Here is a 26,956-nt window from a genome sequence, read left to right on the forward strand (position 1 = left end):
AGAAGCCCTTCGCGCAAGCGGAGGGCTTTTCGCATGGCCGAAAAGCGCCGCCCCGCCGCTCCCCCACCGGCGTCACACGCCCGGCGTGATCCGTACCGCCCACGTCCCCGACGCCGTGCGGCCCTCCACGTCCACCCGGACCCCGTGCCCGCCGTCCTCCCCCGGCACCGTGAAGCTCTCCCCCGCCGCGACCGGCGCGTCCGCGAGGGGCGGGTAGACCGAGTCCTCCCAGCATGCCTCCGTGTGCGGGTGGGCGTCGACCACCTCGACGGGTCCGCGGCCGGACTCGGCGCGGCCGTGGACGCGGTAGACGAGGATGCCCGAGCGGCAGGCGTAGCGGTCGTTGCCGGCGGGTTCGCGCGCCTCGAAGGCGAGGGCGCTGTCGGCGCCGGTGCGCACGACGGCGAGCTTCACGCCGCCGCCCGGCCCGAGGCCCGGCGTGCGCAGGCCCGGGGTGCGGAAGGCCGGCGGGCCCGCGGCGGCCGGATCGGGGCCCGCCGCGCCGGCGAGGGGCACGCCGGGACCGGCGGCGTCGGGTTCCAGCGCCAGCCGGGTCGCCCCGGGACCCCGTACGCACACCACCTGGCGGGACCGCAGCCAGCCCAGCTTCCACTTGTGCCAGGCGAACAGGTCCGGGGCCAGGGCGAACTGGCTGCCCATCAGGTCCCAGTCGCCGACGTAGGTGTCCCAGTCGCCCTTGCCGTCGGCGGGCCGGTGGTACAGGTCGGGCAGATCGAACACGTGGCCGGTCTCGTGGGCGAGGACCAGCCGGTCCGGCGGGTGCTGCTCGAAGACGGTGACGACCCGGCGGATGGCGGTGCCGTCCGCGTGCAGCGGGGTCTCCAGGTTGACGACCTTGGTGGCGTCGGAGTCGACGCCGGGCGCGTCCGGGTCGGCGACGAAGTAGACGAGGTCGTAGCGGGAGAAGTCGACCTGGGGATCGGCCGCGGCGAGCGCGTCGCTCAGGTAGGCGGCGCGGTGCCCGGGGTTCCAGTCGCGCTGTATGGCGTACGCCGTGGACGGCCTCGGCATCCGGATCCAGCGCCGCAGGGGGTGTGCGCGCAGGGTGAACCGGCCGTAGGACGCGCGGCGGAAGAAGTCGGTGGTGGCCGGGAAGTGGTCGGCCGTCAGCTCGGCCGGGGTGCTCATCGGGGTCCAGTCCGGGAACGACAGGAACACCATCACCGCGTCGAGGGACCGGGTCGGCCGGGGGTAGGCGGTGTTCCAGGTGTCCAGGCCCTCGGAGTGGTGGGCGGCGGTGCGCTGCAGCGCGCAGGGCTCGGGTGAGAAGGGCTCGGCCACCGAGGGACCGGTGATCAGCGAGGTCGCGGCGAGTGCCGACAGGGTGGTGAACACGGCCGCCGCGCTGCGCAGTCGGGGACGCGGGAGCGGACGACGCGGCACGAGGACCTCCGGGAGCGGTTCACGGGACACCGCCACCCAGCCTGTGCTGATTTGTCATACTGCGCCCTGTTTGTCTGCCCCAGACGAGTGAGGGCCGGGCCCGAAGCGGAGCGCGCGACACCCCCGGACCACTCACGGAACGTCACAAGCGATCGGGGGCCCGCAGAACCGGTCCAGTGCGGGCAGAAACGATCTGTCAGAAGGGCCACCGCTTCGGGGACACTGGGCAGTGGCTGCGCAACTCCGCGGCCAGCCTCTATGATCGGCACACTTTGCTGCGCGGACAGAGATCGAGTGCACTGCGGGAGCGAGCGGTGAGCGGAACGTCCGAAGGGCCGACGCCCGCGGCAGACCTCGACGGGTCCGCCGTCACGGAGCGTGACAGCACGGCACCTCCCGGTACCGGGGAGGTCATCGACACGGGGACCACGGTGCTCCTCGACACCTACCCGGCCGGCGCCGGTGACCCGGGCGTTCCCGGCGACCCCGACGACCCCGTTCCCTACCGGTCCGTCTTCGCCACCGCCCCGCTGGCCATGGCCGTGGTGGACCGCGAGGGGCTGGTCGTCGGCGTCAACGACGCCCTGGGCGCGCTGCTCGGGGGCGAGCCCGGGGCGCTGGTCGGGCGGGTGGCCGCCGACCTGCTGGACCTGGCCTCCGACGCGCGGACCTGGCACGCCTACCGCGAGGTGCTGCGCGGCCGGCAGGCGCGGCTGCGCTGCACCCGGCGGCTGAAGCAGCCCGACGGGCGCTCCCTGTGGGCGCAGGTGACCGTGGCCCCGCTGGACGGCCGCACGCCCGGCGTGCTGCTGTCGGTGGCCGACATCAGCGCCCGCCGCGACCTCCAGGCCAGGCTGCGGCACCTGCAGATGCACGACCCGGTGACCCGGCTGCCCAACCGCACCCTGTTCTTCGAGCGGCTGACGGCCGCCCTGGAGGCGGACTCCCTGGAACACGGCGGCACCGGCCGGATCGGCCTGTGCTACCTGGACGTCGACGGCTTCAAGGCGGTCAACGACACCCTGGGGCACCGCGTCGGCGACCGGCTGCTGGCGGCGGTGGCCGAGCGGCTGACGGCCTGCGCCGAGGAGGTCGGCAGGTCCCGGCCCGGCACCCCGCTGGTGGCGCGGCTCGGCGGTGACGAGTTCGCCCTGCTGGTGGAGGACTCCACCGGCACCGACCAGCTCTCGGAGCTGGCCGAGGCCGTGCTGAAGGCGCTGCAGGCGCCGTTCGACCTGGACGGGCAGCGGTTGAGCCTGTCGGCGTCGATCGGGGTGGTGGAGCGGCACGCGGCCGGGACGACGGCGACCGGGCTGATGCAGGCCGCCGACACCACGCTGTACTGGGCGAAGGTGGACGGCAAGGCCCGCTGGACGCTGTTCGACCCGGAGCGCAACGCGCACCTGATGACGCGTCAGGCGCTCGCCTCCACGCTGCGGCCCGCGATCGAGCGCGGGGAGTTCGTGCTGGAGTACCAGCCACTGGTCGGCATGGCGGACGGGCGGCTGCGGGGCGTGGAGGCGCTGGTGCGCTGGGACCACCCCCGGTTCGGGCTGCTGCCGCCGAATCGGTTCGTCGCGCTGGCCGAGGAGGACGGCTCGATCGTGCCGCTCGGCCGCTGGGTCCTGGCCACCGCGTGCCGGCAGGCCCGGCGCTGGCAGCTGGAGAACCCCGACGAGCCGCCGCTGTTCGTGAGCGTCAACGTCGCCGTGCGCCAGGTGTGGGACTCCGACCTGGTGGCGGACGTGGCGGCGATCCTCGCGGAGACCGGGCTGCCCGCGCACCTGCTCCAGCTCGAGCTGACCGAGTCCGCGGTGATGGGCTCGGCGGGCCGGCCGCTGCAGGCGCTGCAGGCCCTCAGTGACATGGGCGTGCACATCGCCATCGACGACTTCGGCACCGGCTACTCCAACCTCGCCTACCTGTCGCGGCTCCCGGTGTCGGTGCTGAAGCTGGACGGGTCCTTCGTCCGGGGCTTCCAGTACGAGGGGCGCGGCGACGAGGCCGCGCCGCCCAACCCGGCGGACGAGGTGATCGTCGAGGCGATGATCGACCTGGCGCACCGGCTCGGGCTGACGGTCACCGCCGAGTGCGTGGAGACGGCGGCGCAGGCGGACCGGCTGCGCCGCATCGGCTGCGACACCGGGCAGGGGTGGCTGTACTCCCGCCCGGTGACACCGGACCGCATCGCCGCGCTGCGCACCACCCGGGCCTGCACCTGAGCGGCCCGGGGAGGGTCAGGCGGTGGGCAACCCGTAGGCGTCGGCGATGAGTTCGTAGGAACGCAGGCGCAACTCGCCGCGGTGGGCGTGCGTGGTGAGCATCAGCTCGTCCGCGCCGGTGCGCTTGTGGAGGTCGTCGAGGCCCGCGCGGACCTCGTCGGCCGTGCCGTGCACGATGTTCGCCGTCCAGGACGTGAGGAACTCCCGCTCCATCGGGCTGAACTCGTACGCCTCCGCCTCCCGCGGGTCGGGGAAGAGACCGGGCCGTCCGGTGCGCAGCCGCACCATGTTCAGCCCCGTGGCGAGGACCTGGCGGCGGGCCTCCTCGGGGTCGTCGGCGGCCAGGGCCGAGACGCCGATCAGGGCGTACGGCGCGTCCAGGAGCGCCGAGGGCCGGAAGGACTCCCGGTACAGGTCGAGCGCCGGGATCGTGTTCTGCGCGGAGAAGTGGTGCGCGAAGGCGAACGGCAGGCCGAGCAGTCCGGCCAGGCGGGCGCTGAACCCGGAGGAGCCGAGCAGCCAGACCGGCGGGCGGTGCCGGGACTGCACCCCGCCGGGCGAGGTGGCCTGCACCGGGCCGGGCACGGCGTGGATGCGGCGGTAGGGGTGGCCGTCGGGGAAGTCGTCGTCGAGGAAGCGGGTGAGCTCGGCGAGCTGCTGGGGGAAGTCGTCGGCGCCCTCGTTGAGGGTGTCGGTGCGGCGCAGGGCGGCCGCGGTGGCCCCGTCGGTGCCGGGCGCGCGGCCGAGGCCCAGGTCGATCCGGTGCGGGGCGAGGGCCTCCAGCGTGCCGAACTGCTCGGCGATCACCAGGGGCGCGTGGTTGGGCAGCATCACGCCGCCCGAGCCGAGCCGGATGCGGCCGGTGTGGGCGGCGAGGTGGGCGAGGATCACCGCGGGCGACGAGGAGGCCACGCCGGGCATGGAGTGGTGCTCGGCCACCCAGTAGCGGTGGAAGCCGCGCGCCTCGGTGGCCCGGGCCAGCTCCACGCTGGTGCGCAGGGCGTCGGTGGCGGTGCTGCCGCTGCCCACGGTGACCAGGTCCAGCACGGACAGCGGCACGGGCGCGCTGCCGAGGACCGGGCCGCGGATCCCGTCGTCCGGGTGGGTGTCTGCCGGGTGTCCGCTCACCGGGTGCCTCCTGCTCGTGCGGTGCGTCGCGTCTGCCGGGGTCACAACAGGAGACGGTCCCCGCTTATTCCCGTCCCCGCTCGTTCCCGGGTGCCGGGCCCCCGGCCCCGGTGTCCGGGGCCGGGATGCCGCCTCAGACCTGCACCACCGGCTCCCGCGTGAAGAGGGCGCCCAGCGCCGGTGCGTTCACCCGGCGGTCGGCCAGGCGCAGGGCCTGCCAGACAGTGACCTGGTTGGCGGTGAGGACCGGCTTGCCCAGGTTCTTCTCCAGGGCCGCGATGTGCGCCGCCGTGCTCAGCGAGGTGCCGGGCACCAGGACCGCCTGCGCGTCGGCGTGGTCGGCGGCCCGGACCAGGGCGAGCAGTTCGGCCTCGTCCCAGGCGGTCGCGGGCGGCGCGCCCGCCGCATGGGTGACGACCACCCGGACGCCGCCGGCGGTGAGGAAGTCCGCGAACCGGGCCGTCTCCTCGGGGGAGTACGGCGCCGCGACCGCGACCCGGCCGGCGTCCAGCTCCCGTACGGCGTGCGCGAAGGCCACCGACGTCGACGAGGCGGGCAGGCCGGCGGTCCGGGCCAGGGCGCCGACCTGGGCCTGGGCGCCCTCCCAGCCGTAGGCGAAGCTGCCGCCGGTCGCCGCCCAGACGACGGCCTCGGCGCCCGAGAGCCGCAGTTGCTCGGTGGCGCCGGCCAGGGCGTCCGGCGCGCCCAGCCGCCCCACCGGGTCGGCCGCGTGCGGGTCGGGCTCGACGCGGACCAGGTCGACCCGGACGTCGCTGCCCAGGAGCTGCTCGATGCGGGGGAAGTCGTCCTCGGCGGAGTGGCCCGTGTGGAGGAGTCCGAGTGCGGTCATCAGCCAGCCTTTCCTGCGGTCGCTCGTGACGGTCGCGTGCGGTGCGGGGGCCGTTCCGGGCGACGCCCCCTCGACCGGGTACCCCGTGGGCGCCGTCGCGCCCCCACCGTCCACCCGGTCGGCCGGAAACGACCAGCTCACCAAGGCCGAATCCGTTCACGGAAGCACCGGGCGACGGTCGCGGCGCGCCCCGGGGACCTTCACGAGCCCTGTTCATGCGGACGGGGCCGCAATCTCGTCCACACCCCCTCCGGACGCCGCCCCGGGCCCGTATCGTGGACGTGATCCGCCGCCCGGACCGGGCCGGAGAGCGACCGCAGGGGGACACCGTGGCGCTGAGGAACGAGCCGACCGCGCCCTACCACTCGGCCCAGGACGCCCTGCGCGTCCTGGAGGGCGTCGCACGGCACACCGCCGGCGTCACCGAGGCCGGGCTCGCCCGCGCGACGGGCCTCGGGCCGGAGCGACTGACCCCGCTCCTGCTGATGCTGCGCCGCGAGGGATACGTCGAGCAGACCGCCGACGGGGCGTACGTCACCGGTGACGCGCTCGCCCGCCTCGGCTCGGCGCGCGGCCGCGAGGAGGCCCTGCGGGAGAAGCTCCAGCGGACCCTGGACCGGCTGCGTGACGCGGTGGGCGCCGCCGTCTACATCAGCCGGTACGTCGACGGCGAGGTCCGGGTCACCCAGTACGCCGCCGGCCCGGCCACGCCCGCGGTCCACGAGTGGGTGGACTTCCGCTGCTCGGCGCACGCCACGGCGGTCGGCAAGAGCCTGCTGACCCAGCTCGACCACGACGGCCGGCGCGACCACCTGTCGCGGCACCGGATGGCCCGTCTCACCTCGCGCACCATCACCAGCGACAAGCTGCTGCTGTCCCGGCTGGAGGCCCAGCCGCCGACGGTGCCGGTGCTCGACCTCCAGGAGTACGCCGTCGGCACGGTGTGCGCGGCCGTCCCGATCACCGCCGGGTCGTCCGTGGGCTGCCTCGCGCTGTCCCTCCCGGTCGCCCACGCGCACCGGCTGCGCCGGGCGGCCGACGCCCTCAACCGGAACGCGGCACCGGTGCTGCTGTCGCTGGCGATCCAGGGGCCGTGACCACCCGGGACCGCAGGACACGGTGGTCACGAGCACCCCCGCGGACCAGGTAGTATTTTCTTCGTCGCCGACCGCGGGAAGCGGACGGCGAGGGTCATGCGCCGCTAGCTCAGTTGGTTAGAGCAGCTGACTCTTAATCAGCGGGTCCGGGGTTCGAGTCCCTGGCGGCGCACCCTGCAAGGGCCTCTCGTGGGAGCGAGGGGCCCTTCGGCATGTCCAGGGCCGCCCGGTCCGTGCGCTCAGGCCCGGAACTCGCTCGCGTAGGTGACCACGAAGGCGACGCAGAAGGCCACGATCGCGCCGAGGAACACCAGCGAGCCCAGCGCCGTGGCCGCGGCTCCGGCCGGGTCGGGCCGCCGGGCGGTGGCGACCACGTCCGGGCCCGGCGCGTAGTGCACGGTGACGACGTCCCCCTCGACCACGGTCGCCGGGCCGCCCTGCTCCTCGAAGCGGACGCTGCGGCCGTCGCGGGCGCGGAACTCGTAGACGTGGTGCAGCGTCGTGCGGACCGCGGTGTCGTGGCCGCCCTGGGTGGTGGTGAAGGTCCGCAGACAGCGCGCCTCGGCGGTCAGCCCGCTGTTCCAGGCCCGCCGGAGCTGCGCCGAGCGGCGCACGACCCGGTACGCGGCGAACAGCGCACCGGCCGCGATCAGGCCGGGAAAGACGTAGAAGATGTCGTCCATCGTGCGGTTCCCCCGTGGTCCGCGCCGGCCCGGTCGGCCGGCGTGGGAGGAACCTACCCACGCCGGCCGGCCGGCCCGCTCAAGGGAACCTCAGAACGTGACGTCCGAGCAGGCGTAGAACGCGTTGCCCGTGTCGGCGACCGTCCACACCGCGAGGATGACGTGGTGCCCGCTCAGCCCGGACGGCAGGGTGCCGCTGTGGGAGAGGGTGGACGGCGGTCGCCGGCCGCCGTAGGGGACGGTCAGGAACGGGGTGAGGTTGAGGTCGGAGCGGGACAGGTTGTGGTCCTGGTTCCAGCCCTGCCTGGTGACGTAGTACTTGAAGTCCGTCGTGGCGTGCATGGCGGTGAACTGCCAGCGGAACGTGTAGCTCTGACCGCCCGTCACCCGGGTCGTGGGCCAGGCCCCGCCCGACGGTGTGCGCGGTGAACTGAGCTGCGCGAAGCGGCTGTTGCCGCCGCTGCACAGTTGCCCGTCGGCCGGTCCTGACGCCGGGAAGCCCTTGGGGCCCTCGACGCTCTGCGGCTCCCACTGGATGTCGCCGCAGTTGCTGACGGTGCCGTTCTGACAGAGCTTCTGCCTGCTGATGGGGAGATCGGTGTAGCCGTGGCCGCTGGCGCCACCGGAGGAGAGCACGAGGGCTCCGGTGGCGGCCAGTCCCACCGCGGCGGCGGACAGCTTGGTCCTGGTGCGCATACGGCCGCTCCTGATGAGACGTGGGGAGATGCAGTGAGCCGTGCAGGTCTAGACCAAGTTCGAGATTATGGCCGTTGGTTGAACATGTCCATACCAACCGCAGAACCTCACCGCGCAACCCGGGGAACGGACTTGACGTACCGTCAGGGGCCCTGGTCCCCGCGACCCGAGCAGAACGCCACCGTCAGGTCCTTCACCAGGGCCTTGCGCTCGTAGTCGTCGAGCTCGACCAGGCCCCGCATGGTCAGCCGGGTCACCGTGTCCTCCACCGAGTCCACGACCGAGGTGAGCACGCTCGCCCGCTGCTGGGCGTCCAGCGCGGCGATCCGGCGGCGGTGCATCGCGGCGGCCACCTCCGGCGCGTACTCCACCCGCACCGGCCGTACCGAGAACACCTCGAGGCCGACCGCCTCCGCGTCCCGCGCCACCAGCCGGGTCAGCCGCTCCCCCGCCGCCTCGACCGAACCGCGCCCGGTACCCGGCCCCTCCACCGGCACCCGCACCACGGCCGCCTCCACGCACGCGCGCAGGTACGTCTCGTGGTCGTCGACGCCCAGCGCGGCCCGCGCGGTGTCCCGCACCCGCCACACCACCAGCACCACCACCCGCAGCGGGACCCCGCTGCCGTCGGCGGCCTGCATCGGCTCGCTGCGCCAGTGCCGCAGCCGCACGTCCACCCGGCGGCGCCGCAGCAGCGGGTTCACCCACAACAGGCCGGTGCGGCGGACCGTCCCCCGGTAGCGCCCGAACAGCCCCAGCACCCAGGCCCGGCCGGTCCGGCCGCGCGTCAGACCGCCGAAGCCGAACAGCGCGAGCGCCCCCGTCCCCGCGTACGCCGCCCACTGCGCCGGACCGAGCCCGGCACCCGCGTACACCGGCAGCCGCAGCGCCGCCTCCACCGGCGCCGGCAGCACACCGGCCCACCACGAGGCGGCCGCGCAGCCGGCCGCGCCGCACGTCCCGGCCAGCAGCCCCACCGCCCCCGGCAGCACCCGCGCCGGGCGCTCGGCCGGCGCGGTGTCCACGGGGACGGGCGGGCGGTGCGCGGCCGGTGCCGGACGGCGCAGGCGGGGCTGCTCGCCGGTGCCCTGCCGCCGGGACACCACGGTCGGGGCGAGCGGCACGGGCCGGGGGTCGGGCTCGTCACGGAAGAGCAGGTGGACGGGGATCTCGGTGGTGGCCTCGTTCTTGATGAGCCGGACGGGCCGCGGCGGCCCCTCGGCCGCTCCGCCCGGCTCCGGTGTGTGTGCGGTGGTCGTACTCATAGGTGCCTCCAGCCTCCGCGCCAGATGCGTCACGACAGGGGGTACGGGTCCGCAGGGGCGGGCGGGCCCGTGCGGGTGGGGGCAGCGGGGGCTGCCCGGTGACTCCGGTGACTCCGGTGCCTCCTCACAGGAACAGCCGGCGCCAGGTCTCCGGCCCCGGGTAGCCGTCCGCCGCGCCGCCGCGCCAGCCCTGGGCGCGCTGGAAGGCCTCGACGTTGCGCCGGTCCGCCTCGCCCCAGCGCGGCCCGGGGCCGCTCGTGTAGTGGGTGCCGAAGCCCTTCTCCACCAGCCGCCGGCCGAGCTGCGTGACGTGGGCATTGTCCGCGCCGGGCCGGAACATCGCCTTGCCCGGGAAGGCCGGCGCGCCCGGAGCCGGCGAGGGGTCCGGGGTGCCGGTGGCGGCGGACGCGATGTCCCGGCCGCCTCCGGAGACCAGCAGGGACCAGGTGCGCGGCCCCGGCACACCGTCGGCGTTCTCGCCCCGCCAGCCCTGCGCCCGCTGGAACGCCTCGGTGGCCCGGCGGTCCGCGTCGCCCCAGCGGGGGCCGGGCCCGGAGCGGTAGAAGGACGCCCCGCCGCGCGCGGCCAGCATCTGCCCGAGCCGGGTGACGTACGCGTTGTCCGCGCCGGGTCCGAAGAACGACCGGCCGGGGTACGCGGCCTGCCCGCCGCCCGCGCCCGCCTCCGCACCGGCCGTGCCCGCGGTGACGCCCTTGTAGCGGTAGGGGACGTACTGGCCGGAGTGGCTCCAGTAGACGTAGGGGGTGGTCCTGCGGCGGGTGGCCGGCGGGGTCTGCTCGTAGGCGACGTAGGAGGTGCGGGTGTAGTCCGTCCAGCCGCCGAAGATCACGACGTGTGAGCCCTTCTGCGGGTTCGCGGGGTTGTGGAAGAGCAGGATGTCGCCGGGCTGGAGGTCCCCCTTGCCGATCCTGACGCCGAACTGGCCGAGGCTGCCCGTCCACTCGTTGCCCGGCAGGCCCCAGGCCATCGAGACGAAGCCGGAGCAGTCCTGGCGGTACCCGTCCGACCAGTACGCGCCCATGCTGTACGGGACCTGCGCGGCGACCCACACCTTGGCCCGTCTGATGATCTCGGCGCGGGTCGTCGGCGGGGTCTTCACACCCGTGGCGGGCCGGGCCGGGGCGCCGGCGGGGCCGTGCAGGGGTGCCGTGCCGCCCTGCGGGGTGCCGGGCTCGTCCTCCGCGGGGACGGCCGGCCGGTCGGGGGTACGGGGAGCGGTGTGCGGGGCGGCCGCGGCGGCGGGGGCGGCGCCCAGCGCCGCGCCGGTGGCGGCGGCCGTGCTCGCCACGACCGCGAGGACCCTGCCGGCCGGGGGTCCGGGGCGCCCGCGGGACACGGCGGGCCGGCTCAGCGGGCCCCGGCCGCAGGCGGGGCAGTCACAGTCGTCCCCCGGATCGATGTCCTCGAACGCCGGAGCCTCCATGCGATTCCCCTCACACCCCTGACGGAAATGTCCACTGCTGTACACATTGGTCAGCTTCTCAACTGTCGTCCGGGCGCGCATGTTGACGGTCCGAATGATGTACGCCGGGGACACGCGCCCTCCGGCGCCCTCCGCGGCCGCCCGGCGACGGGCGGGGGCGGCCGTGCGGTGGTCCGGAGCACCGCCGCGGGTCCTGTAGAGTTGTCGCCGTCAACAGGCGCCGCTAGCTCAGTTGGTTAGAGCAGCTGACTCTTAATCAGCGGGTCCGGGGTTCGAGTCCCTGGCGGCGCACCGACACGAGAAGGCCCTCCGCGGGAGCGGGGGGCCTTCTGCGTTGCTCGCGCGAGGCGGTCAGCGTGCCGCGCCCGTCAGGTACGCCGAGACGACCACGTTCGCCGTGTAGGTGCCGCTCGCCCGGTCGAAGGTGCCGCCACACGTGATCAGGCGCAGTTCGGCGCGACCGGCGCGACGGGGGCCGTAGGCGCGCGCGGCGTCGAAGCGGTCGCGGGCGACGAGCTCGACGTCCTCCACGGTGAACACCGCGACCCGGCCGTCGGCCCGCACCACCCGGACCGCCGCCCCCGCCGCGAGCGTGCCGAGCCGGGCGAAGACGGCCGGGCGGGTCCGGGTGTCGACGTGCCCCACCAGCAGCGCGGCGCCCCGGGCGCCCGGCGTGGTGCCGCGCGCGTACCAGCCGACGACGCCCGCCTGGTCGTAGGGCGGCGGGTCGATCGCGCCCCGGGCGTCCAGGCCGCGGGGGACGACGGGGGCCTGGACGCCGAGACCGGGGATGTCGATCCGCTGGGGTGCCGCGGCGCCGAGCGGCTCGGCGGCCGGGGGCAGGGGCGTGCCGGGCGGGCGCCCCGGGGCCGCGGCGCCGGTGACGGCGGGCACGGCGGGCCGCGGCCGTACGGCGGTGACGTCCAGCCCCCACAGCCACAGCCCGAGCAGCAGCACCGCCCAGGTCACGCCGGTGAGCAGGCGTGACCTGGCGGTGGCGGAGCCGGGCGCCTCCCTCATCGTGCGGACATCGCTCAGTCCGCCTCGCGGTTGCGGCGCGCGCTGCGCAGGACCACCGCGGTGGCCGCCACTCCGGCGAGGACCAGCCCGGTCACCGCCTGGGCCGCGCCGGGGCCCTCGATGCGGGCGTCGGCGACGGTGATCTGCGCGGTGCCCCCGCCGCCCGCGGCGACGGGCGCGACCGGGGAGGCGGCGGCGGACGCTCCGGCCCCCTGGGCGGCGGAGGCCGCGGCGACCTGGACCGTGCCGTCGACCCGCACGCCGGCGCAGGAGACGCGGACGGTGTGGGGGCCGGGGGCCGCCGAGGTGCGCACCCGGGTCTCGCCGACCAGGGTGCCGTCCGCGCCGGTGAGCCGGGCGTCGGCGACGAACGCCTCGGAGACCGCGACCGCCGTCCTCGACGCGCAGCCGCCGACCCGCAGGGTGACGTCGGTACCGGGGGCGGGGGACGACGGGGTCACCGAGACGCCGCGCCCGTCGGCCGCCGCCGCGTACGCGGCGGGGATCAGAGCGGTGACGGCCAGTGCGGCGGCCGCCGTTGCCGAACGGACTGTGACCTTCAATGCACCCATCGTGAAACCTCCTGGTACCAGGAGACTCCCCCGGGGAGGGGGGCACCGCATCCTCAGGAGTGCCGGAATTGCGCCATACGGGTGGTTTGCGGGGCCGGACGGGTTTCAGAACACGGGTTCCGGAACCGAACAGCCGTCCAGCATGCGCCCGGCGGGCCGCCGGGCGGTCCGCCGGGCGGGTCAGATGCGGTCGACCAGGTCCGCGATCGAGTCCACGACCTGTGACGGGCGGTAGGGGAAGTTCTCGATCTGCCCGGCGCTGGTCAGACCGGTGAGCACGAGGAACGTCTGCATGCCCGCCTCCATGCCGGCCAGCACGTCGGTGTCCATGCGGTCGCCGATCATCGCGCTGGTCTCGGAGTGGGCGCCGATCGCGTTGAGCCCGGTGCGCATCATCAGCGGGTTGGGCTTGCCCGCGAAGTACGGCTGCTTGCCGGTCGCCTTGGTGATCAGCGCGGCGACGGCACCGGTCGCCGGGAGCGGGCCCTCGGTGGAGGGGCCCGTCTCGTCGGGGTTGGTGCAGATGAACCGGGCGCCGTCGTTGATCAGCCGCACCGCCTTGGTCATCGCCTCGAACGAGTAGGTGCGGGTCTCCCCGAGCACCACGTAGTCCGGCTCGTGGTCGGTGAGGATGTAGCCGATGTCGTGCAGGGCGGTGGTCAGCCCCGCCTCGCCGATGACGTACGCCGACCCGCCGGGCCGCTGGTCGTCCAGGAACTTCGCGGTGGCCAGCGCCGACGTCCAGATGTTCTCGATCGGCACGTCCAGGCCCATGCGGCGCAGCCGGGCGTGCAGGTCGCGCGGGGTGTAGATCGAGTTGTTGGTGAGGACGAGGAAGGGCCGGCCGGACTCCTTCAGCTTCTTCAGGAAGGCGTCGGCGCCGGGGATCGGTACACCCTCGTGGATGAGCACACCGTCCATGTCGGTGAGCCACGATTCGATGGGCTTGCGGTCTGCCATGGTGCCGTCTCCTGACCTGCGCGGTGCTGCGTGGGCCCCAGCCTAGCGATCAGCCGTGAGCGGTCCCGGGGCGACCGGTCCCCGAGCTCAGCGCCGCCGGCGGGCCAGCAGCAGGGCCGTACCGGCCGCCAGCAGCACGGCCGCGGCCGCCGCGGCGAGGGGCGAGGCGAGGCCGGTGCGGGCCAGCTCGCCGGCCCGCTCGGTCAGGGAGAGGACGGCCCCGGGGGACGGGGAGCCGGACGGGGCGTCCGGCGCGGGGGTCGTGCCGGCGGCGGTCGCGGCCGCCGGGGTGGCACCGCCGGGGTCGGCGGCGGCCGGATCGGTGGGGGCCGGGTCGGTGGGGACCGGATCGGTGGGGACCGGATCGGTGGGGGCCGGGTCGCCCGCGACCGTGAAGCGGTAGTCGCCGGACTGGCCCACCCAGTCCCCGTCGTCGCCGTGCCGCTGCACCACGGCCGCGTTCGCGGTGACGTCGTCGGGCGCGGTGTCCGAGGTGAACGCGAGGCGGACCCGCACGGTGACGGTGGCGCGCGGTCCGACGGTGAAGCCCGGGAAGCCGTCGAAGGCGCCGACCAGCTCGTCCTCGTCGGTGCGCTGGAAGCGCACGGGGTGCGGGCGGCCGTCGGCGTAGAACTCCAGTTGCGGCTGGGACGGGCGCAGCGCGCGCCGGGTGTCGACCAGGACGACGACGGGGTGGACGCCGGCGCAGGTCCGGTCGGTGGTGTTGGCCAGGTCCAGGTACCAGGTGCCGTAGCCGCCGCCGGGTTCGTAGGCCGCGGGGCCGCCGCGCAGGCGGGTGGTGAGCGGGAAGTCCTCGGCGTCGGGGGCGTCGCACGAGGACGCGGCGGGCGTCGTCCGCACGGGGGCGGCGGCCGGGGCCGCGTGGGTGGGGGTGGCGGGGGCCGCGTGGGCGGGGGTGGCGGTGGGGGGGAACATGGTCGCGGCTAACGCGAGGCCGAGGGCGGTGGCGGGCGCGGGCGTGGTCGGTCGCATGGTCATGTGAGCCTGCCGGACGGGCGGCGGGCACCGGGGGCGCCGCTCCGGGCGGGACACGGAGTCCGCCCGTTCAGCTCATATGACTGGTATGACCGGCACCCGGAGGAGATGCGCGGGAGCATCCCGGGCTCGCTCACCGTGCACCGGATCGGTGATCATGGGTAGACGGGTACGCGGAACGCAGGCACGGCGCAGACGGACGCCGCCACGGACGCCGCCCACGGACGACGTCCACGGACGACGGATCGCGCACGCCGGACGACGACGCACACACGCATGACGGATATGGGGTCACGGTGAACTTCTGGTCGCTCTATCAGCACGGATTCGCGCGCATCGCCGCGTGCACCGGCCACGCCGCCATCGCCGACCCGCCCGCCAACGCGGAGGCGGTGCTGCGACTGGGCCGCCGGTGCGCCGAGGAGGGGGTCGCCGTCGCGCTCTTCCCGGAGCTGTGCCTGACCGGCTACTCGATCGAGGACCTGCTCCTGCAGGACACGGTGCTCGACGAGGTCGAGCAGGCCCTGCGCACCGTGGTGGAGGGGTCGGCGGACCTGCTGCCGGTGCTCGTCGTCGGGGCGCCGCTGCGCCACCGCAACCGGGTTTACAACTGCGCGGTCGTCGTGCACCGCGGCCGCATCCTCGGCGTCACCCCCAAGTCGTACCTGCCGAACTACCGCGAGTTCTACGAGGCCCGGCAGCTCGCCTCCGGCGAGGACGAGCGCGGCGGCACGATCCGCGTCGGCGGCGAGAGCGTGCCGTTCGGACCCGACCTGCTGTTCGCCGCCGAGGACGTGCCGGGCCTGGTGCTGCACGTGGAGATCTGCGAGGACATGTGGGTGCCGGTGCCGCCGAGCGCCGAGGCCGCGCTGGCCGGCGCGACCGTGCTCGCCAACCTCTCGGGCAGCCCCATCACCGTCGGCCGCGCCGAGGACCGCAAGATGCTCTGCCGCTCGGCGTCCTCGCGCTGCCTGGCCGCGTACGTCTACGCGGCGGCCGGCCTCGGCGAATCGACCACCGACCTGTCCTGGGACGGGCAGACGATGATCTACGAGAACGGCGTCCTGCTGGCCGAGACGGACCGTTTCCCGCAGGACGAGCAGTACGCGGTCGCCGACGTCGACCTGGACCTGCTGCGCCAGGAGCGCGCCCGGATGGGCACCTTCGACCACAACCGGCGCACCCTCCGCGACCGCACCGGCGACTACCGGCGGATCGAGTTCCGGCTCGACCCGCCCGCCGCCGACCTGGGCCTCAAGCGCCGCGTCGAGCGCTTCCCGTTCGTGCCCGCCGACGCCGCCCGCCTCGCCCAGGACTGCTACGAGGCGTACAACATCCAGGTCGCGGGACTGCAGCAGCGGCTCGCGGCGATCGGCAGCCCGAAGATCGTCATCGGGGTGTCGGGCGGTCTCGACTCCACGCACGCGCTGATCGTCGCCGCCCGCGCGATGGACCGCTCCGGGCGCCCGCGCAGCGACATCCTCGCCTTCACCCTGCCCGGCTTCGCCACCAGCGACCACACCAAGGGCAACGCGCACCGGCTGATGCGGGCGCTCGGCGTCACGGCGGCCGAGCTCGACATCACGCCGACGGCGCGGCTGATGCTCAAGGAGATGGGCCACCCCTTCGCCGAGGGCGAGCCCGTCTACGACGTCACCTTCGAGAACGTCCAGGCCGGCCTGCGCACCGACTACCTGTTCCGCCTCGCCAACCAGCGCGGCGGCATCGTGCTCGGCACCGGTGACCTCTCGGAGCTGGCGCTCGGCTGGTCCACGTACGGCGTCGGCGACCAGATGAGCCACTACAACGTCAACGCGGGCGTGCCCAAGACCCTCATGCAGCACCTGATCCGGTGGGTCGTCAGCAGCGGGCAGTTCGACGACGAGGAGACCGACGAGACGCTGACGGCGATCCTCGACACGGAAATCAGCCCCGAGCTGGTGCCGGGCGAGGAGCTGCAGTCCACCGAGTCGAAGATCGGCCCGTACGCGCTGAACGACTTCACGCTCTTCCACGTGCTGCGCTACGGCTTCCGGCCGTCGAAGATCGCGTTCCTGGCCTGGCACGCCTGGCACGACCGGGAGGCCGGCGACTGGCCGACCAACTTCCCCGACGCCAAGCGGGTCGCCTACGACCTGCCGGAGATCCGGCACTGGCTCGAGGTGTTCTGCCACCGCTTCTTCGGCTTCGCCCAGTTCAAGCGCTCGGCCATGCCGAACGGGCCGAAGGTCGCGGCGGGCGGCTCCCTGTCGCCGCGCGGCGACTGGCGCGCGCCGTCCGACAGCACGGCGGATGCGTGGCTGCGGGACCTGGCTCGGTGGGAGTGGCCGGAGGGGTAGCCCTCCGGGCGGGGCGGGCAGCCCTCCGGGCGGGTCGGGGGGCGTTGGGGTTGCTCTGTGGTGGCCGGGTGCGGGTTGTCCGTGGCTGGTCGCGCAGTTCCCCGCGCCCCTTTGGTCGGCACAGTGGGCCGGGGTTTCGAGGTCGGCGGCGTTGGGCTCGCTGTGCGGCCATGGGTGGTCGCGCAGTTCCCCGCGCCCCTTGGGTGGGCACAGGGGGCCGGGGTTTTGTGGTGGTCAGCCGTTCGGGTGGCCGAAGATCGGGGCCAGGAGGAGTTGGGCGGCGCCGTGGGCGACCCCGCGGGCTCCGGCCGGGGCCAGGGTGACCGGGACGGCGCCGTCCGGGGCGCCCTCGCGGCGGGCGCGGGCGTCCAGCACGGCGGCGACCCCGCGGACGAACACCTCGGGCGCGCGGGCCACCGTACGGCCGCCGAGGAGCACCCGGTCGATGTCCAGCAGGGCGGCGAGGTTGGCCGCGCCGACGCCCAGGACGCGGGCGGCGCCGGGCAGGTCGCCGTGGTCGAGGGCGGCGAGGCACAGGGCTTCGAGGCAGCCCCGGTTGCCGCAGGGGCAGGGCGGCCCGTCGAGCTGGACGACCTGGTGGCCGAACTCGCCGGCGCCGGTGCGGGCCCCGCGGTGCACCGTTCCGCCGAGCACCAGCCCGGCGCCCAGGCCGGTGGCGAGGTGGACGTAGACGAAGGACCCGCGCTCGCCGCCGACCGCGAGGCCGAGCGCGGCGGCGTTGGTGTCCTTGTCGACGACGACCGGCACCCCGAGCCGCCGCGCGAGCGCGTCCCGCAGCGGGAAGCCGTCCCACTCGGGGAAGCCGGTGACCCGGTGCAGGACTCCCCGGTCGTGGTCGAGGGGGCCGGGGAGGGCGACACCGACGCCGAGGAGCGTCCGCACCTCGCTCAGCCGACCGCTCTCCGTCCCGTCGGCGACCAGCCGGCCCGTCTCGCGGACCACCGCCTCGACCACCGCGTCCGCCCCCGCGCCCAGGTCCACCGGGACGCGCCGCTCCCCCGTCACCGTGCCGTCGAGGTCGACGAGGACGGCCCGCAGCTCGTCGCGGTCGAGGTGCACGCCGATCGCGTGCCCCGCGTCCGGCACCAGCCGCAGCACCGTGCGCGGCTTGCCGCCGGTCGAGGCGCGGCGGCCCGCCTCCGTGGCCAGTCCCTCCGCCCGCAGCCGCGCGGTGATCTTGCTGACGGCCTGCGGGGTGAGCCCGGTGCGCTCGGCCAGCTCCAGCCGGCTGATCCCGTCCGCGCCGGCCGTCCGCAGCAGGTCGAGCACCAGCGCGGTGTTGTGGCTGCGCAAGGACGGCAGGTTGGCGCCGCCCGGGGCTGCTGCGTTCGTCCTGTACACGCTCCCATTGTCCCCACCGCTTGCACTTTGGCAACAGCGTTGCGAAAGTAGGGGGCATGAGTGCTGCTGCTACCCCCCTCCGCGTGGGCTTGATCGGCTACGGCCTCGCGGGCTCCGTCTTCCACGCCCCGCTGATCGCCGCGACCGACGGCCTGGTCCTGGACACGGTGGTCACCTCGAACCCGGAGCGCCAGGAGCAGGCCCGCTCCGCGTACCCGGACGTGCGCGTGGCCGAGACCGCCGAGGACCTGCTGGACCGCGCCGACGACCTCGACCTGGTCGTCGTGGCGTCGCCGAACAAGACGCACGTGCCGCTCGCCACCGCCGCCCTGAAGGCCGGTCTGCCGGTGGTCGTGGACAAGCCCGTCGCCGGTACCGCGGCCGAGGCCCGTGCGCTGGCCGCCCTCGCCGAGGAGCGCGGACTGCTGCTGTCGGTGTTCCAGAACCGCCGCTGGGACAACGACTTCCTCACCCTGCGCTCCCTCCTCGCGGACGGCGCGCTGGGCGACGTGTGGCGCTTCGAGTCCCGCTTCGAGCGGTGGCGGCCACAGCTGAAGGGGGGCTGGCGGGAGTCCGGCGACCCGGCCGAGATCGGCGGTCTGCTGTACGACCTCGGCAGCCACGTCGTCGACCAGGCGCTGGTGCTGTTCGGCCCGGTGGTGTCGGTGTACGCCGAGTCGGACGTGCGCCGGCCGGGCGCGGAGGCCGACGACGACACGTTCCTCGCGCTCACGCACGCGAACGGCGTCCGCTCCCACCTCTACGTCTCCGCCACGACCGCCCAGCTCGGCCCGCGCCTGCGGGTCCTCGGCTCGACGGCCGGCTACGTGAAGTACGGCCTCGACCCGCAGGAGGCGGCCCTGCGCGAGGGCCTGCGCCCGGGTCCCGGCTGGGGCGAGGAGCCCGAGGACCTGTGGGGCCGCGTCGGCTCCGGCGAGTCCCCGGCGACCGGCGGCGGACGCCCCGTCCGCACCCTCCCCGGCGCCTACCCGGCCTACTACGCCGCGGTGGCCGGGGCCCTGCGCGACGGCGGCCCCAACCCGGTGACCGCCCTGGAGGCGGCCGCCGCCCTCGACGTCCTTGAGGCGGCCCGGCGTTCGGCGCGCGACGGAGTGGCGGTGGCGCTGTGACGAACGGCCCGCAGACCACCCCGCAGTCAGTTCCGCAGACCGCTCCGGAGGCCACCCCTCGGTCCGCCCCGGAGACGGACGCCACCCCGACCCTCGAAGAGCTGCAGGCGCAGGAACGGCGCCTGGTCTTCCGCCGGTTCACCCACGAGGACGCCTGGGCGCTGGGCGGCCTGCTGGTCGGGCTGGCCCGTGAGCGCCGGGCGCCGGTGGCCATCGACATCCACCGGGCGGGCCAGCAGCTCTTCCACGCGGCCCTGCCCGGCTCCACGCCGGACAACGACGCCTGGATCGCGCGCAAGCGCCGGGTCGTGGAGCGGTACGGCGAGTCGTCGTACCTGGTGGGCTCCCGGTTCCGGGCGAAGGGCACGACGTTCGAGGCGTCCTCCCGGCTGGACCCCGACACCTACGCGGCGCACGGCGGTTCGTTCCCGATCACCGTGGAGGGCGTCGGCGTGATCGGCGCGGTGACGGTGTCGGGCCTGCCGCAACTCCAGGACCACCGCCTGGTGGTGGAGGCCCTGGAGGAGTTCCTGGCCGGGCACTGAGCGGGCCCGGCCGGCCGGCTCAGGCGTCCTTCAGTTCCTGCCGCTGCCGCCCGAGCCCGGGGATCTCCAGTTCCACCACGTCCCCGGCCCGCAGGAACGGCTTCGGCTCGGGCCGGCCGAGGGCGACCCCGGCGGGCGTACCCGTGTTGATCACGTCACCCGGGTACAGCGTCATGAACTGGCTGACGTACCGCACCACTTCACCCACCGGGAAGATCTGCTCGGCCGTCGTCCCGTCCTGCTTCAGCTCTCCGTTGACCCAGAGCCTGAGCGACAGCGCCTGCGGGTCGGGCACCTCGTCGGCGGTCACCAGCCAGGGGCCGAGCGGGTTGAAGGTCTCGCAGTTCTTGCCCTTGTCCCAGGTGCCGCCGCGCTCGATCTGGAACTCCCGCTCGGACACGTCGTGCGCGACGGCGTACCCGGCGACGTGCGCCAGCGCCTCCTCGGCCGACCCCAGGTAGCGGGCCGTCCGCCCGACCACGACCGCCAGCTCCACCTCCCAGTCGGTCTTGGTGGACCCGCGCGGCACGAGGACGGTGTCGTACGGCCCGACCACCGTGTCCGGCGCCTTGAAGAAGATCACCGGCTCGGCGGGCGGCTCGGCGCCCGTCTCCCGGGCGTGGTCGTGGTAGTTCAGCCCGATGCACACGATCTTGCCGATCCGTGCGAGCGGCGGTCCGACGCGCAGCCCGGTGTCGTCCAGCGCGGGGAGGTCGCCCGCCGCGGCCGCCGCCCGCACGCGGCCGAGGGCCGCCTCGTCGGCGAGCAGTGCACCGTCGATGTCGTCCACCACGCCGGACAGGTCGCGCAGGACCCCGTCGGCGTCGAGCAACGCGGGTCGTTCCGCTCCCGCCGTACCGACTCGCAGCAGCTTCATGGTCACCGTCTTTCTCGATCACGGGCGTCCGCCCGACGCGGTGCGACCGGAGTGCGGCCGGCGCAGCCGTCGGAGGACTGGTCGATCCTCCAAGGCGGGCGTCCACTCTGCAATACCCGGTTCACGTACTGGACCGCAGGGCCGGGGCCGGGCGTCGGTGACCGGCCCACCGGCGCCCGGTGTCCGGCCGGTCAGCGGTACAGCACCGCCCGTTCCACCGCGCTCCACGTCGTGCTGGTCACCACGTACAGCGCGGCGGCCAGCGGGACCACCGCCACGGTGACCAGCGTGAGGAACGGCAGGAACGGCGCGACGCGCTGCACGGCGCCGAGCCCGGGCACCTGCCCGGCCGCGTCGGGCAGCGCGGGGCTCCCGGTGGCCGACGGGCTTCCGGCGGCGGCGGTCGGCGCGGCGGCCGTCGCCCGCTTCGTACGGACGTAGCCGAAGCCGGCGACCACCGCCATGACCGCGAACAGCCCGGCGTACACCAGCCCCGCCGTGCCGAACGCCCCGCCGTGGGCGAGCGCGTCGGCCCAGCGGTCGCCGAGGGGCGCGGTGAGCAGCCGGTGGGTGAGCAGGGAGTTGGTCTGGCCGCCCACGGTCGTGCTGGAGAACAGGTGGTAGAGGAGGAAGAACGCGGGGAGCTGGAGCAGGCCGGGCAGGCAGCCCGACAGCGGCGACACCTGCTCGCGGGCGTGCAGGTCGAGCACGGCCCGCTGGAGCTTCTCCGGGTCCCTGGCATGCCGCTCGCGCAACTCGGCGACCTGCGGCTGGAGCGCCGCCCGCGCCTTCTGCCCGCGCGCCGCCGCCCGGGACAGGGGGTGGACGAGGAGCCGTACGAGTGCGGTGAACAGGACGATCGCGGCGGCCGCGGCGGACGCGTGGAACAGGGGCTGGAGCAGGTCGGCGAGCTGCTCGACCAGGGTCGCGAAGACTGCGAGGACGGACATGGGTGCGGAACCCTCCGGGGGTCTCGTCGTGCCGGAAGCGGTGAGGACGGCATGACGGACGACCCGCGCGGGTCACGGAACCGCGACGCTGATCAGCGATGCTGCTGTGAGCGACCTATGAGTGACACCTGCGCGACGGTCGTCCGCAGGAGGTGCCCTGGCGCTCTCGGCCGGGAGCGGCCGCGGGCGTCCGGGTCGCGCTGGGGCAGGAACGCCGTGCGGCGGTCACGGTCCCGGATGGCGGTGCGCACCCGGGTGGGCGGCACGGCGGGCGCGCAGCGCGCGACGACGAGGGAGCAGACGGCGAGCGCGGAGGAGGCGGCGGCGGTCGCGGCGAGCGCGACGGTCGCGGAGAGGCTGCCGGCGTCGAGGACGGCGACGAGCAGCACGAAGAGGACCAGGCAGGCACCGAGGCGCCCGGCAGCACGGCTGCGGACCATCGCTTTCCCCCCTCCCCCCTGTCCCGCTCTCCCGTTCCTGCGGTCCCGCTTCCGTCGCGGGACCGGCCGCTCACACCGGATCCGGCTCCAGCGGCGTCAGCAGACGCTTCGGCCTGAGCAGCGCGCGGCTGACCGGATCCGCCGGGTCGGGGTCGGCTCCCGGTCCCGGCTCCATCACAACGTCCGGGACCGGCACGATGGTTCCGCACGCGGGACATTCGCCGTAGGAGCCGAGTTCGGTGCCGCAGGCGGCGTGCCGGAACACCCGCACCTGCTCCTGGTCGAACTGCTCGCGCCCCCACCGGCCCAGCGAGCGCAGGGTCGGCCACAGGGCGATGCCGCGCTCGGTGGGGACGTACTCGTCGCGCGGCGGCGACTGCTGGTAGCGGCGCTTCTCGAGGATGCCCTCGGCGGTGAGGGCCTGCAGGCGGGCGGCCAGGACGGCGCGCGGGATGCCGAGGTGGACGAGGAAGTCGTTGTAGCGCCGTACGCCGTAGAGCGCGTCGCGGATGACGAGCAGCGTCCAGCGCTCGCCGACGATCTCCAGCGCACGGGCGATGGAGCACTCCTGGGTCGCGTAGTCCTTGCCGAGTGCCATGGCCCCCACTGTAACCAGGTTCCCGACGTGGGTTCAATGAACGAACTGACCGTGCTACGGTGACGCCCATGCCCAGGTTCAATGAACGAACCCTAAGTGCCGTCGCCGACCGGTCCCGCCGCCCGGCACCCGCCCCTTCCGCGCCGCCGGCCGCGCCCATCCCCGAGGCCGCGGCCCGCCCCCGGGCCACCCTGGCCCTGACCAGCGCCGCCACCGCCGTGGCGCTGATGACGTACACGGCGCCGATGGTCACGCTGCCCGACACGGCCGCCGCCCTGCACACCCCGCTGTCGGCGCAGGCGTGGCTGCTCAACGGCACACCGCTCGGCCTCGCCGCCCTCCTGCTGGTCGCCGGCAGCCTCGCCGACGACTACGGCCGCCGGCGGATCTTCCTCGCCGGCACCCTGGCCCTCGGCGTCACCACCGCGGCGGGCGCCCTGGCCACCTCGACCTGGGTGTTCACGCTGGCCCGCATCGCCCAGGGGGCCGCCAGCGCCGCCCTGCTCGCCAGCAGCCTCGGCCTGCTCGTGCACGCCTTCCCGACCGCGCGCGGACGGCTGCACGCCACCGGCGTGTGGGGCGCGTTCGTCAGCGGCGGCATCGCCGTCGGCCCGCTGATCGCGGGCGCGCTGCCGTCCTTCCGGGTCGCGTACGGCGTCCTAGGCGTCGCCGCGCTCGTCCTCGCGGCGCTCGGCCCGCGCGTGCTCACCGAGTCCCGCGCACCGCGGGGCGGCCGGCCGGACCTCGCCGGAGCGGTCACCTTCGGGCTGGCGCTGGTCGCCCTGGTCGCCGCGCTGACCCTGGGCCGCGACGGCTGGCTGCGCGCGGCCGTGGCGTGGCCGGCGGCCGCCACAGTGGTGCTCCTCGGCGCCTTCGTGCTCGTGGAGCGGCGCACCGCCAAGCCGATGATCGACCTGGCTCTGTTCCGCAGCCCCCGCTTCCTCGCCTCCTCCGCGGGCGGCCTGTTCACCGGGCTCGCCGTGATCGGGCTGTTCTCCTTCCTGCCCACGCTGCTGCAGCAGTCCCTGGGCATGTCCGCGATGAACACGGCCTGGCTGTTCCTGCTGTGGTCGGGACTGTCCTTCGCGGTCGCGCTCCAGGCCAAGCGGCTGGCGGGCCGGGTGCCGCCGCGCCACCAGCTCGTCATCGGCTTCGTGCTGCACACCGTCGCCGTGGTGACGATGCTCGGCGCCCTGGGCTCCGGCTCCTGGGAGCGGCTGCTGCCCGGCCTGCTCCTCGGCGGGGTCGGCAGCGGCCTGCTGAACGCCGCGCTGCCGCTGCTCGCCGTGGAGTCCGTCCCGGCGGCCCGCGCGGCGATGGGCTCGGGCGCGCAGCAGACGTTCCGCTACGTCGGTTCCTGCGCCGGGGTCGCGCTGACGATCGCCCTGGTGACGTCGTCCGGCGGGAGCCTGGCGCACGGTGCGAACGTGGCGATGGTCGTGTCGGCGGGGCTGGCGGGGACGGGGGCGCTGCTGAGCGGGATGGCGTCGAGGTAGGAAGTCTCACCCCACCGGCCGGCCCCACCGGTCCCCCGGGGCGGCCCGAGGGTGCTGTCTGTCCCGGGCCGCGGGCCCGAACTCCCCGGCGACTTCCGGACTTTCCCCACGCGTTGGAGGAAGGGCTGCCGAAACCCTCGACAACACCGCACCCCGCCCCGATGCTCATCGACGCACGGGCGGGCGACGACCACCGCACCGCCGCACCCCGACGCCGCCGGTGGGGACGACCGGCGGGTGAGCGAGCGGAGAAGCGATGATCCGGCGCAGAACACTGCTGGCGGCGACGGGAGGGGCGCTGGTCGGCGGCGCCCTGGCCACGGGAACGGCCCGCGCCGACGCCACGGTCCCCGTGAACCCGAGTGTCTCGTACGGCAGTTGGGAGGGCTGGGGCACGTCCCTGGCCTGGTGGGCGAACGTCTTCGGCGCCCGGGACGACTTCGCCGACCTGTTCTTCACGACCGGGTCGGTGACGTACGACGGCACGTCGCTGCCGGGCCTGGGCCTGACCATCGCCCGCTACAACCTGGGTGCTTGCAGCTGGAACAGCGTGGGCGGCACGACCATGGCGGTGTCGCCCGGCATCCCCGCCTTCAAACAGATCGAGGGCTACTGGCAGGACTGGAACAACGAGGACCCGGCGTCCTCCGCGTGGGACTGGACGGCCGACGCGACCCAGCGGGCCATGCTGGTGAAGGCGACGGCGCGCGGGGCGACGAGCGAGCTGTTCGCCAACTCCCCCATGTGGTGGATGTGCCTGAACCACAACCCGTCGGGCGCCGCGGCCGGCGGCACCAACCTCCAGCCCTGGAACCACCGCCAGCACGCCTCCCACCTGGCCGCGGTCGCCCTGTACGCGAAGAACCACTGGGGCGTGGACTTCGCGACCGTCGAGCCGTTCAACGAGCCGTCGTCGTCCTGGTGGACGGCCACCGGCACACAGGAGGGCTGCCACCTCGACTCCGCGGTGCAGGCGTCCGTGCTGCCGTACCTGCGCAGCGAGTTGGACAAGCGAGGACTGACGTCGACACGGATCGCGGCGAGCGACGAGACCAGCTACGACGTGGCCCGCGCCACGTGGAACTCCTTCTCGGCGACGACGAAGGCGTACGTCGACCGGGTCAACGTGCACGGCTACCAGGGCTCCGGCGGCCGCCGCGACCTGCTGTACACGGACGTGGTGACGACGGCCCGCAAGGCCCTGTGGAACTCGGAGACCGGCGACGGCGACGGCACCGGCTACACCCTGGCGTTCGACCTGCTCTACGACTTCCGCTGGCTGCACCCGACGGCCTGGGTGTACTGGCAGGTGATGGACCCCTCCGCGGGCTGGGCGATGATCGCCTACGACGAGAAGACCCTCCAGCCGACGGCGGTCCAGACGAAGTACTACGTCATGGCGCAGTTCAGCCGGCACATCCGCCCGGGCATGCGCGTCCTGGACACGGGCGCGAGCAACGCCGTGGCGGCCCATGACGCGGCGTCGCGCCGCCTGGTGATCGTCGCCCTGAACACCTCCGCCTCCGCCCGGACGCTGACCTTCGACCTGTCCCGCTTCACGACGGTGACGGGCGGCCCGGGCGGCCTGGTCCCGCGCTGGACGACGGCGACGACGGGCGGCGGCGACCTGTACCGGGCACGCTCGGACACGTACCTGTCCGGGAAGACCCTGAGCGTGCCGTTCCCGGCGAAGGCGGTGCAGACGCTGCAGGTGGACGGGGTGACGGTGTAGGACCCACCGCACGGCGGGCAGGGCAGGACCGGCCAAAGGGGGACCTCACGTTTGTCACCGGCGGGCAGTACGGTGTCGTGCATGCGCCCCGACACGCCTGCCGAGAACGTCGACCACACCGCCGAAGCGGCACGCCTGGAGCGGTCCGCCGGCCTCTACCCGGAGGACGCGGAAGCCCTGCTGCTCCAGGCCGCGGCCCACCGGGAACTGTCCGGCGACCGCCCCGCCGCGACGGCCCTCTACGACCGTCTGCTGTCCGACCCGGCCGCGCTGGACAACCCCCACCTGGTGCGCGCCCTGAAGGCGTCGAACCTGTGGGAGTACGACCACGAGGCCGAGGCCAGGGCCATCATCGACGGCATCCGCGCGGCCGCCCCGCGCGACGCGGCGCCCTGGGTGATCGTGGCGGAGGCCCTGGAGGCGCACGACGAGCTGGAGCAGGCGCAGGAGACGTTCACGCAGGGCGCGCGGCTGCTGCTGACGGACGGGGAGGAGCCGCCGTACGCGACGCACCCGCTGCTCTTCGGCCGCCACCGGGTCCGCCGCATGCTGGGCGCGGACCACGACGCGTGGGACACGCTGGCCGACTCCCTGAGCTCGGCGCCGGTCCCGCTGGACGAGCTGCACGACCCGGGGCGCGTGTGGTCGCTGGGTTCGGACAACCCGGCGGAGCTGCGGGCCGAGATCAGCCGCCTGCGCGCGGAGCTGGGCACGTACCGCGAGGCGCTGTCCCGTCCGTTCCCGGTGGCGGTCCTGCACTGGCCGAAGGACGAGCTCACCGAGCTCCTGGACGCCTACCCGACCCTGTCCGCGGAGTACCCGTCCCACGAGGCGCACCTCGCGACCATAGAGTCCTCCCTCCGCGAACTCGCCACCTCCGGCACCCCCAACCTGGGCATCGTCACGGGCACGGTCCCGTCGTACGAGGCGTTCGCGGCATCGGAGGGCACGACCCCGGCGGACACGGCCCTCCTCCCCCAGTACGCCACGACCCTCGCGGCGCGGGGGCGGGCGGTGGCGTGGCCTCCGCAGGGGGCGGAGCCGTGCTGGTGCGGGTCGGGGGCGCCGTATGGTCAGTGCCACGGCCCGCACGCTTGACCTAGCCGGGTGGGGCGCGGTGCAGCCGACCGCCGGCCGCGGGTCGAGCGCA

Annotated in this window: 24 protein-coding genes and 2 tRNA genes; 10 read left to right on the top strand and 16 right to left on the bottom strand. The window is 74.7% G+C overall.

The window, feature by feature from the left end; translation table 11 throughout:
• Positions 1 to 72: 72 nt before the first annotated feature.
• Positions 73 to 1,434, bottom strand: a complete 1,362-nt coding sequence (locus tag E4U92_RS17490) for a M6 family metalloprotease domain-containing protein (RefSeq protein ID WP_229863128.1) — start codon at positions 1,432 to 1,434, stop codon at positions 73 to 75.
• Positions 1,435 to 1,718: 284 nt separating this feature from the next.
• Between E4U92_RS17490 and E4U92_RS17495 the strand changes: the two genes are divergently transcribed.
• The gene (locus tag E4U92_RS17495; protein WP_137301368.1) at positions 1,719 to 3,626 is read left to right on the top strand and encodes a putative bifunctional diguanylate cyclase/phosphodiesterase; all 1,908 of its coding nucleotides are present in this window, start codon (positions 1,719 to 1,721) and stop codon (positions 3,624 to 3,626) included.
• Between the two features lie 15 nt (positions 3,627 to 3,641).
• Here E4U92_RS17495 and E4U92_RS17500 read toward each other — a convergent pair whose 3' ends face one another.
• On the bottom strand, positions 3,642 to 4,754 hold the full coding sequence (locus tag E4U92_RS17500) for an LLM class flavin-dependent oxidoreductase (RefSeq protein ID WP_229863136.1): 1,113 nt from the start codon (positions 4,752 to 4,754) through the stop codon (positions 3,642 to 3,644).
• A 133-nt stretch (positions 4,755 to 4,887) separates the two neighbouring features.
• Positions 4,888 to 5,604 (bottom strand): maleate cis-trans isomerase family protein, encoded by a 717-nt coding sequence (locus tag E4U92_RS17505; RefSeq protein ID WP_137301369.1) that lies wholly within the window; start codon positions 5,602 to 5,604, stop codon positions 4,888 to 4,890.
• Between the two features lie 329 nt (positions 5,605 to 5,933).
• Between E4U92_RS17505 and E4U92_RS17510 the strand changes: the two genes are divergently transcribed.
• Positions 5,934 to 6,701: an IclR family transcriptional regulator gene (locus E4U92_RS17510; RefSeq protein WP_168725145.1), complete on the top strand. Its 768-nt coding sequence runs from the start codon at positions 5,934 to 5,936 to the stop codon at positions 6,699 to 6,701.
• A 98-nt stretch (positions 6,702 to 6,799) separates the two neighbouring features.
• Positions 6,800 to 6,873: transfer RNA gene (locus E4U92_RS17515), tRNA-Lys, on the top strand.
• A 67-nt stretch (positions 6,874 to 6,940) separates the two neighbouring features.
• Here E4U92_RS17515 and E4U92_RS17520 read toward each other — a convergent pair.
• From E4U92_RS17520 to E4U92_RS17535, 4 genes are all read right to left on the bottom strand, one after another.
• On the bottom strand, positions 6,941 to 7,384 hold the full coding sequence (locus E4U92_RS17520) for a DUF3592 domain-containing protein (RefSeq protein WP_137301371.1): 444 nt from the start codon (positions 7,382 to 7,384) through the stop codon (positions 6,941 to 6,943).
• 90 nt (positions 7,385 to 7,474) lie between these two features.
• Positions 7,475 to 8,080, bottom strand: a complete 606-nt coding sequence (locus tag E4U92_RS17525) for a lytic polysaccharide monooxygenase auxiliary activity family 9 protein (protein WP_137301372.1) — start codon at positions 8,078 to 8,080, stop codon at positions 7,475 to 7,477.
• 143 nt (positions 8,081 to 8,223) lie between these two features.
• Positions 8,224 to 9,345, bottom strand: a complete 1,122-nt coding sequence (locus tag E4U92_RS17530; RefSeq protein ID WP_137301373.1) for an SPFH domain-containing protein — start codon at positions 9,343 to 9,345, stop codon at positions 8,224 to 8,226.
• Positions 9,346 to 9,469: 124 nt separating this feature from the next.
• On the bottom strand, positions 9,470 to 10,789 hold the full coding sequence (locus tag E4U92_RS17535; RefSeq protein ID WP_137301374.1) for a peptidoglycan-binding protein: 1,320 nt from the start codon (positions 10,787 to 10,789) through the stop codon (positions 9,470 to 9,472).
• A gap of 217 nt (positions 10,790 to 11,006) precedes the next feature.
• On the opposite strand from E4U92_RS17535, the gene E4U92_RS17540 reads away from it, so the two are divergent.
• Positions 11,007 to 11,080: transfer RNA gene (locus E4U92_RS17540), tRNA-Lys, on the top strand.
• A 60-nt stretch (positions 11,081 to 11,140) separates the two neighbouring features.
• Here E4U92_RS17540 and E4U92_RS17545 read toward each other — a convergent pair.
• The 4 genes from E4U92_RS17545 to E4U92_RS17560 all read right to left on the bottom strand — a co-directional run bounded on the left by E4U92_RS17545 (position 11,141) and on the right by E4U92_RS17560 (position 14,340).
• Entirely contained in the window at positions 11,141 to 11,809 is a 669-nt protein-coding gene (locus E4U92_RS17545) for a class F sortase (RefSeq protein WP_137301375.1), read from the bottom strand.
• Between the two features lie 14 nt (positions 11,810 to 11,823).
• Positions 11,824 to 12,381, bottom strand: coding sequence for a hypothetical protein (locus tag E4U92_RS17550; RefSeq protein WP_137301376.1), 558 nt, complete (start codon positions 12,379 to 12,381; stop codon positions 11,824 to 11,826).
• 180 nt (positions 12,382 to 12,561) lie between these two features.
• Positions 12,562 to 13,341 carry an HAD-IIA family hydrolase gene (locus E4U92_RS17555; RefSeq protein WP_137301377.1) on the bottom strand — a complete coding sequence of 260 codons (780 nt, stop codon included), beginning with the start codon at positions 13,339 to 13,341 and terminating at the stop codon, positions 12,562 to 12,564.
• An 87-nt stretch (positions 13,342 to 13,428) separates the two neighbouring features.
• Positions 13,429 to 14,340, bottom strand: a complete 912-nt coding sequence (locus E4U92_RS17560; RefSeq protein WP_174863921.1) for a hypothetical protein — start codon at positions 14,338 to 14,340, stop codon at positions 13,429 to 13,431.
• Positions 14,341 to 14,633: 293 nt separating this feature from the next.
• Here E4U92_RS17560 and E4U92_RS17565 point away from each other — a divergent pair, with 293 nt between their 5' ends.
• Positions 14,634 to 16,676 carry an NAD(+) synthase gene (locus E4U92_RS17565; protein WP_137301378.1) on the top strand — a complete coding sequence of 681 codons (2,043 nt, stop codon included), beginning with the start codon at positions 14,634 to 14,636 and terminating at the stop codon, positions 16,674 to 16,676.
• A 234-nt stretch (positions 16,677 to 16,910) separates the two neighbouring features.
• Here E4U92_RS17565 and E4U92_RS17570 read toward each other — a convergent pair whose 3' ends face one another.
• On the bottom strand, positions 16,911 to 18,038 hold the full coding sequence (locus tag E4U92_RS17570; RefSeq protein ID WP_137301379.1) for an ROK family transcriptional regulator: 1,128 nt from the start codon (positions 18,036 to 18,038) through the stop codon (positions 16,911 to 16,913).
• A 56-nt stretch (positions 18,039 to 18,094) separates the two neighbouring features.
• Between E4U92_RS17570 and E4U92_RS17575 the strand changes: the two genes are divergently transcribed.
• Positions 18,095 to 19,168 carry a Gfo/Idh/MocA family protein gene (locus tag E4U92_RS17575; protein WP_137301380.1) on the top strand — a complete coding sequence of 358 codons (1,074 nt, stop codon included), beginning with the start codon at positions 18,095 to 18,097 and terminating at the stop codon, positions 19,166 to 19,168.
• A gap of 101 nt (positions 19,169 to 19,269) precedes the next feature.
• Positions 19,270 to 19,713: a heme-degrading domain-containing protein gene (locus tag E4U92_RS17580; protein ID WP_210720017.1), complete on the top strand. Its 444-nt coding sequence runs from the start codon at positions 19,270 to 19,272 to the stop codon at positions 19,711 to 19,713.
• A 19-nt stretch (positions 19,714 to 19,732) separates the two neighbouring features.
• Here the strand turns inward: E4U92_RS17580 and E4U92_RS17585 are convergent, their stop codons facing one another.
• The 4 genes from E4U92_RS17585 to E4U92_RS17600 form a co-directional block, all read right to left on the bottom strand.
• Positions 19,733 to 20,590: a fumarylacetoacetate hydrolase family protein gene (locus E4U92_RS17585; RefSeq protein ID WP_137301382.1), complete on the bottom strand. Its 858-nt coding sequence runs from the start codon at positions 20,588 to 20,590 to the stop codon at positions 19,733 to 19,735.
• A 191-nt stretch (positions 20,591 to 20,781) separates the two neighbouring features.
• Positions 20,782 to 21,540, bottom strand: a complete 759-nt coding sequence (locus tag E4U92_RS17590; RefSeq protein WP_137301383.1) for a YidC/Oxa1 family membrane protein insertase — start codon at positions 21,538 to 21,540, stop codon at positions 20,782 to 20,784.
• Positions 21,541 to 21,632: 92 nt separating this feature from the next.
• A complete protein-coding gene (locus E4U92_RS17595; protein ID WP_137301384.1) occupies positions 21,633 to 21,980 on the bottom strand; it encodes a DUF6412 domain-containing protein in 348 nt (115 codons plus the stop codon).
• Positions 21,981 to 22,050: 70 nt separating this feature from the next.
• A complete protein-coding gene (locus tag E4U92_RS17600) occupies positions 22,051 to 22,578 on the bottom strand; it encodes a winged helix-turn-helix transcriptional regulator (RefSeq protein WP_137301385.1) in 528 nt (175 codons plus the stop codon).
• A 68-nt stretch (positions 22,579 to 22,646) separates the two neighbouring features.
• Between E4U92_RS17600 and E4U92_RS17605 the strand changes: the two genes are divergently transcribed.
• From E4U92_RS17605 to E4U92_RS17615, 3 genes are all read left to right on the top strand, one after another.
• Positions 22,647 to 24,074 (top strand): MFS transporter, encoded by a 1,428-nt coding sequence (locus tag E4U92_RS17605; protein WP_137301386.1) that lies wholly within the window; start codon positions 22,647 to 22,649, stop codon positions 24,072 to 24,074.
• A gap of 256 nt (positions 24,075 to 24,330) precedes the next feature.
• Positions 24,331 to 25,806, top strand: a complete 1,476-nt coding sequence (locus E4U92_RS17610; protein WP_137301387.1) for a glycoside hydrolase — start codon at positions 24,331 to 24,333, stop codon at positions 25,804 to 25,806.
• An 81-nt stretch (positions 25,807 to 25,887) separates the two neighbouring features.
• Positions 25,888 to 26,904, top strand: a complete 1,017-nt coding sequence (locus E4U92_RS17615) for an SEC-C domain-containing protein (protein WP_137301388.1) — start codon at positions 25,888 to 25,890, stop codon at positions 26,902 to 26,904.
• Positions 26,905 to 26,956: the final 52 nt, after the last annotated feature.

Origin of the sequence: Streptomyces galbus, from assembly GCF_005280195.1 — a bacterium.
Classification (GTDB): Bacteria; Actinomycetota; Actinomycetes; order Streptomycetales; family Streptomycetaceae; genus Streptomyces; species Streptomyces galbus.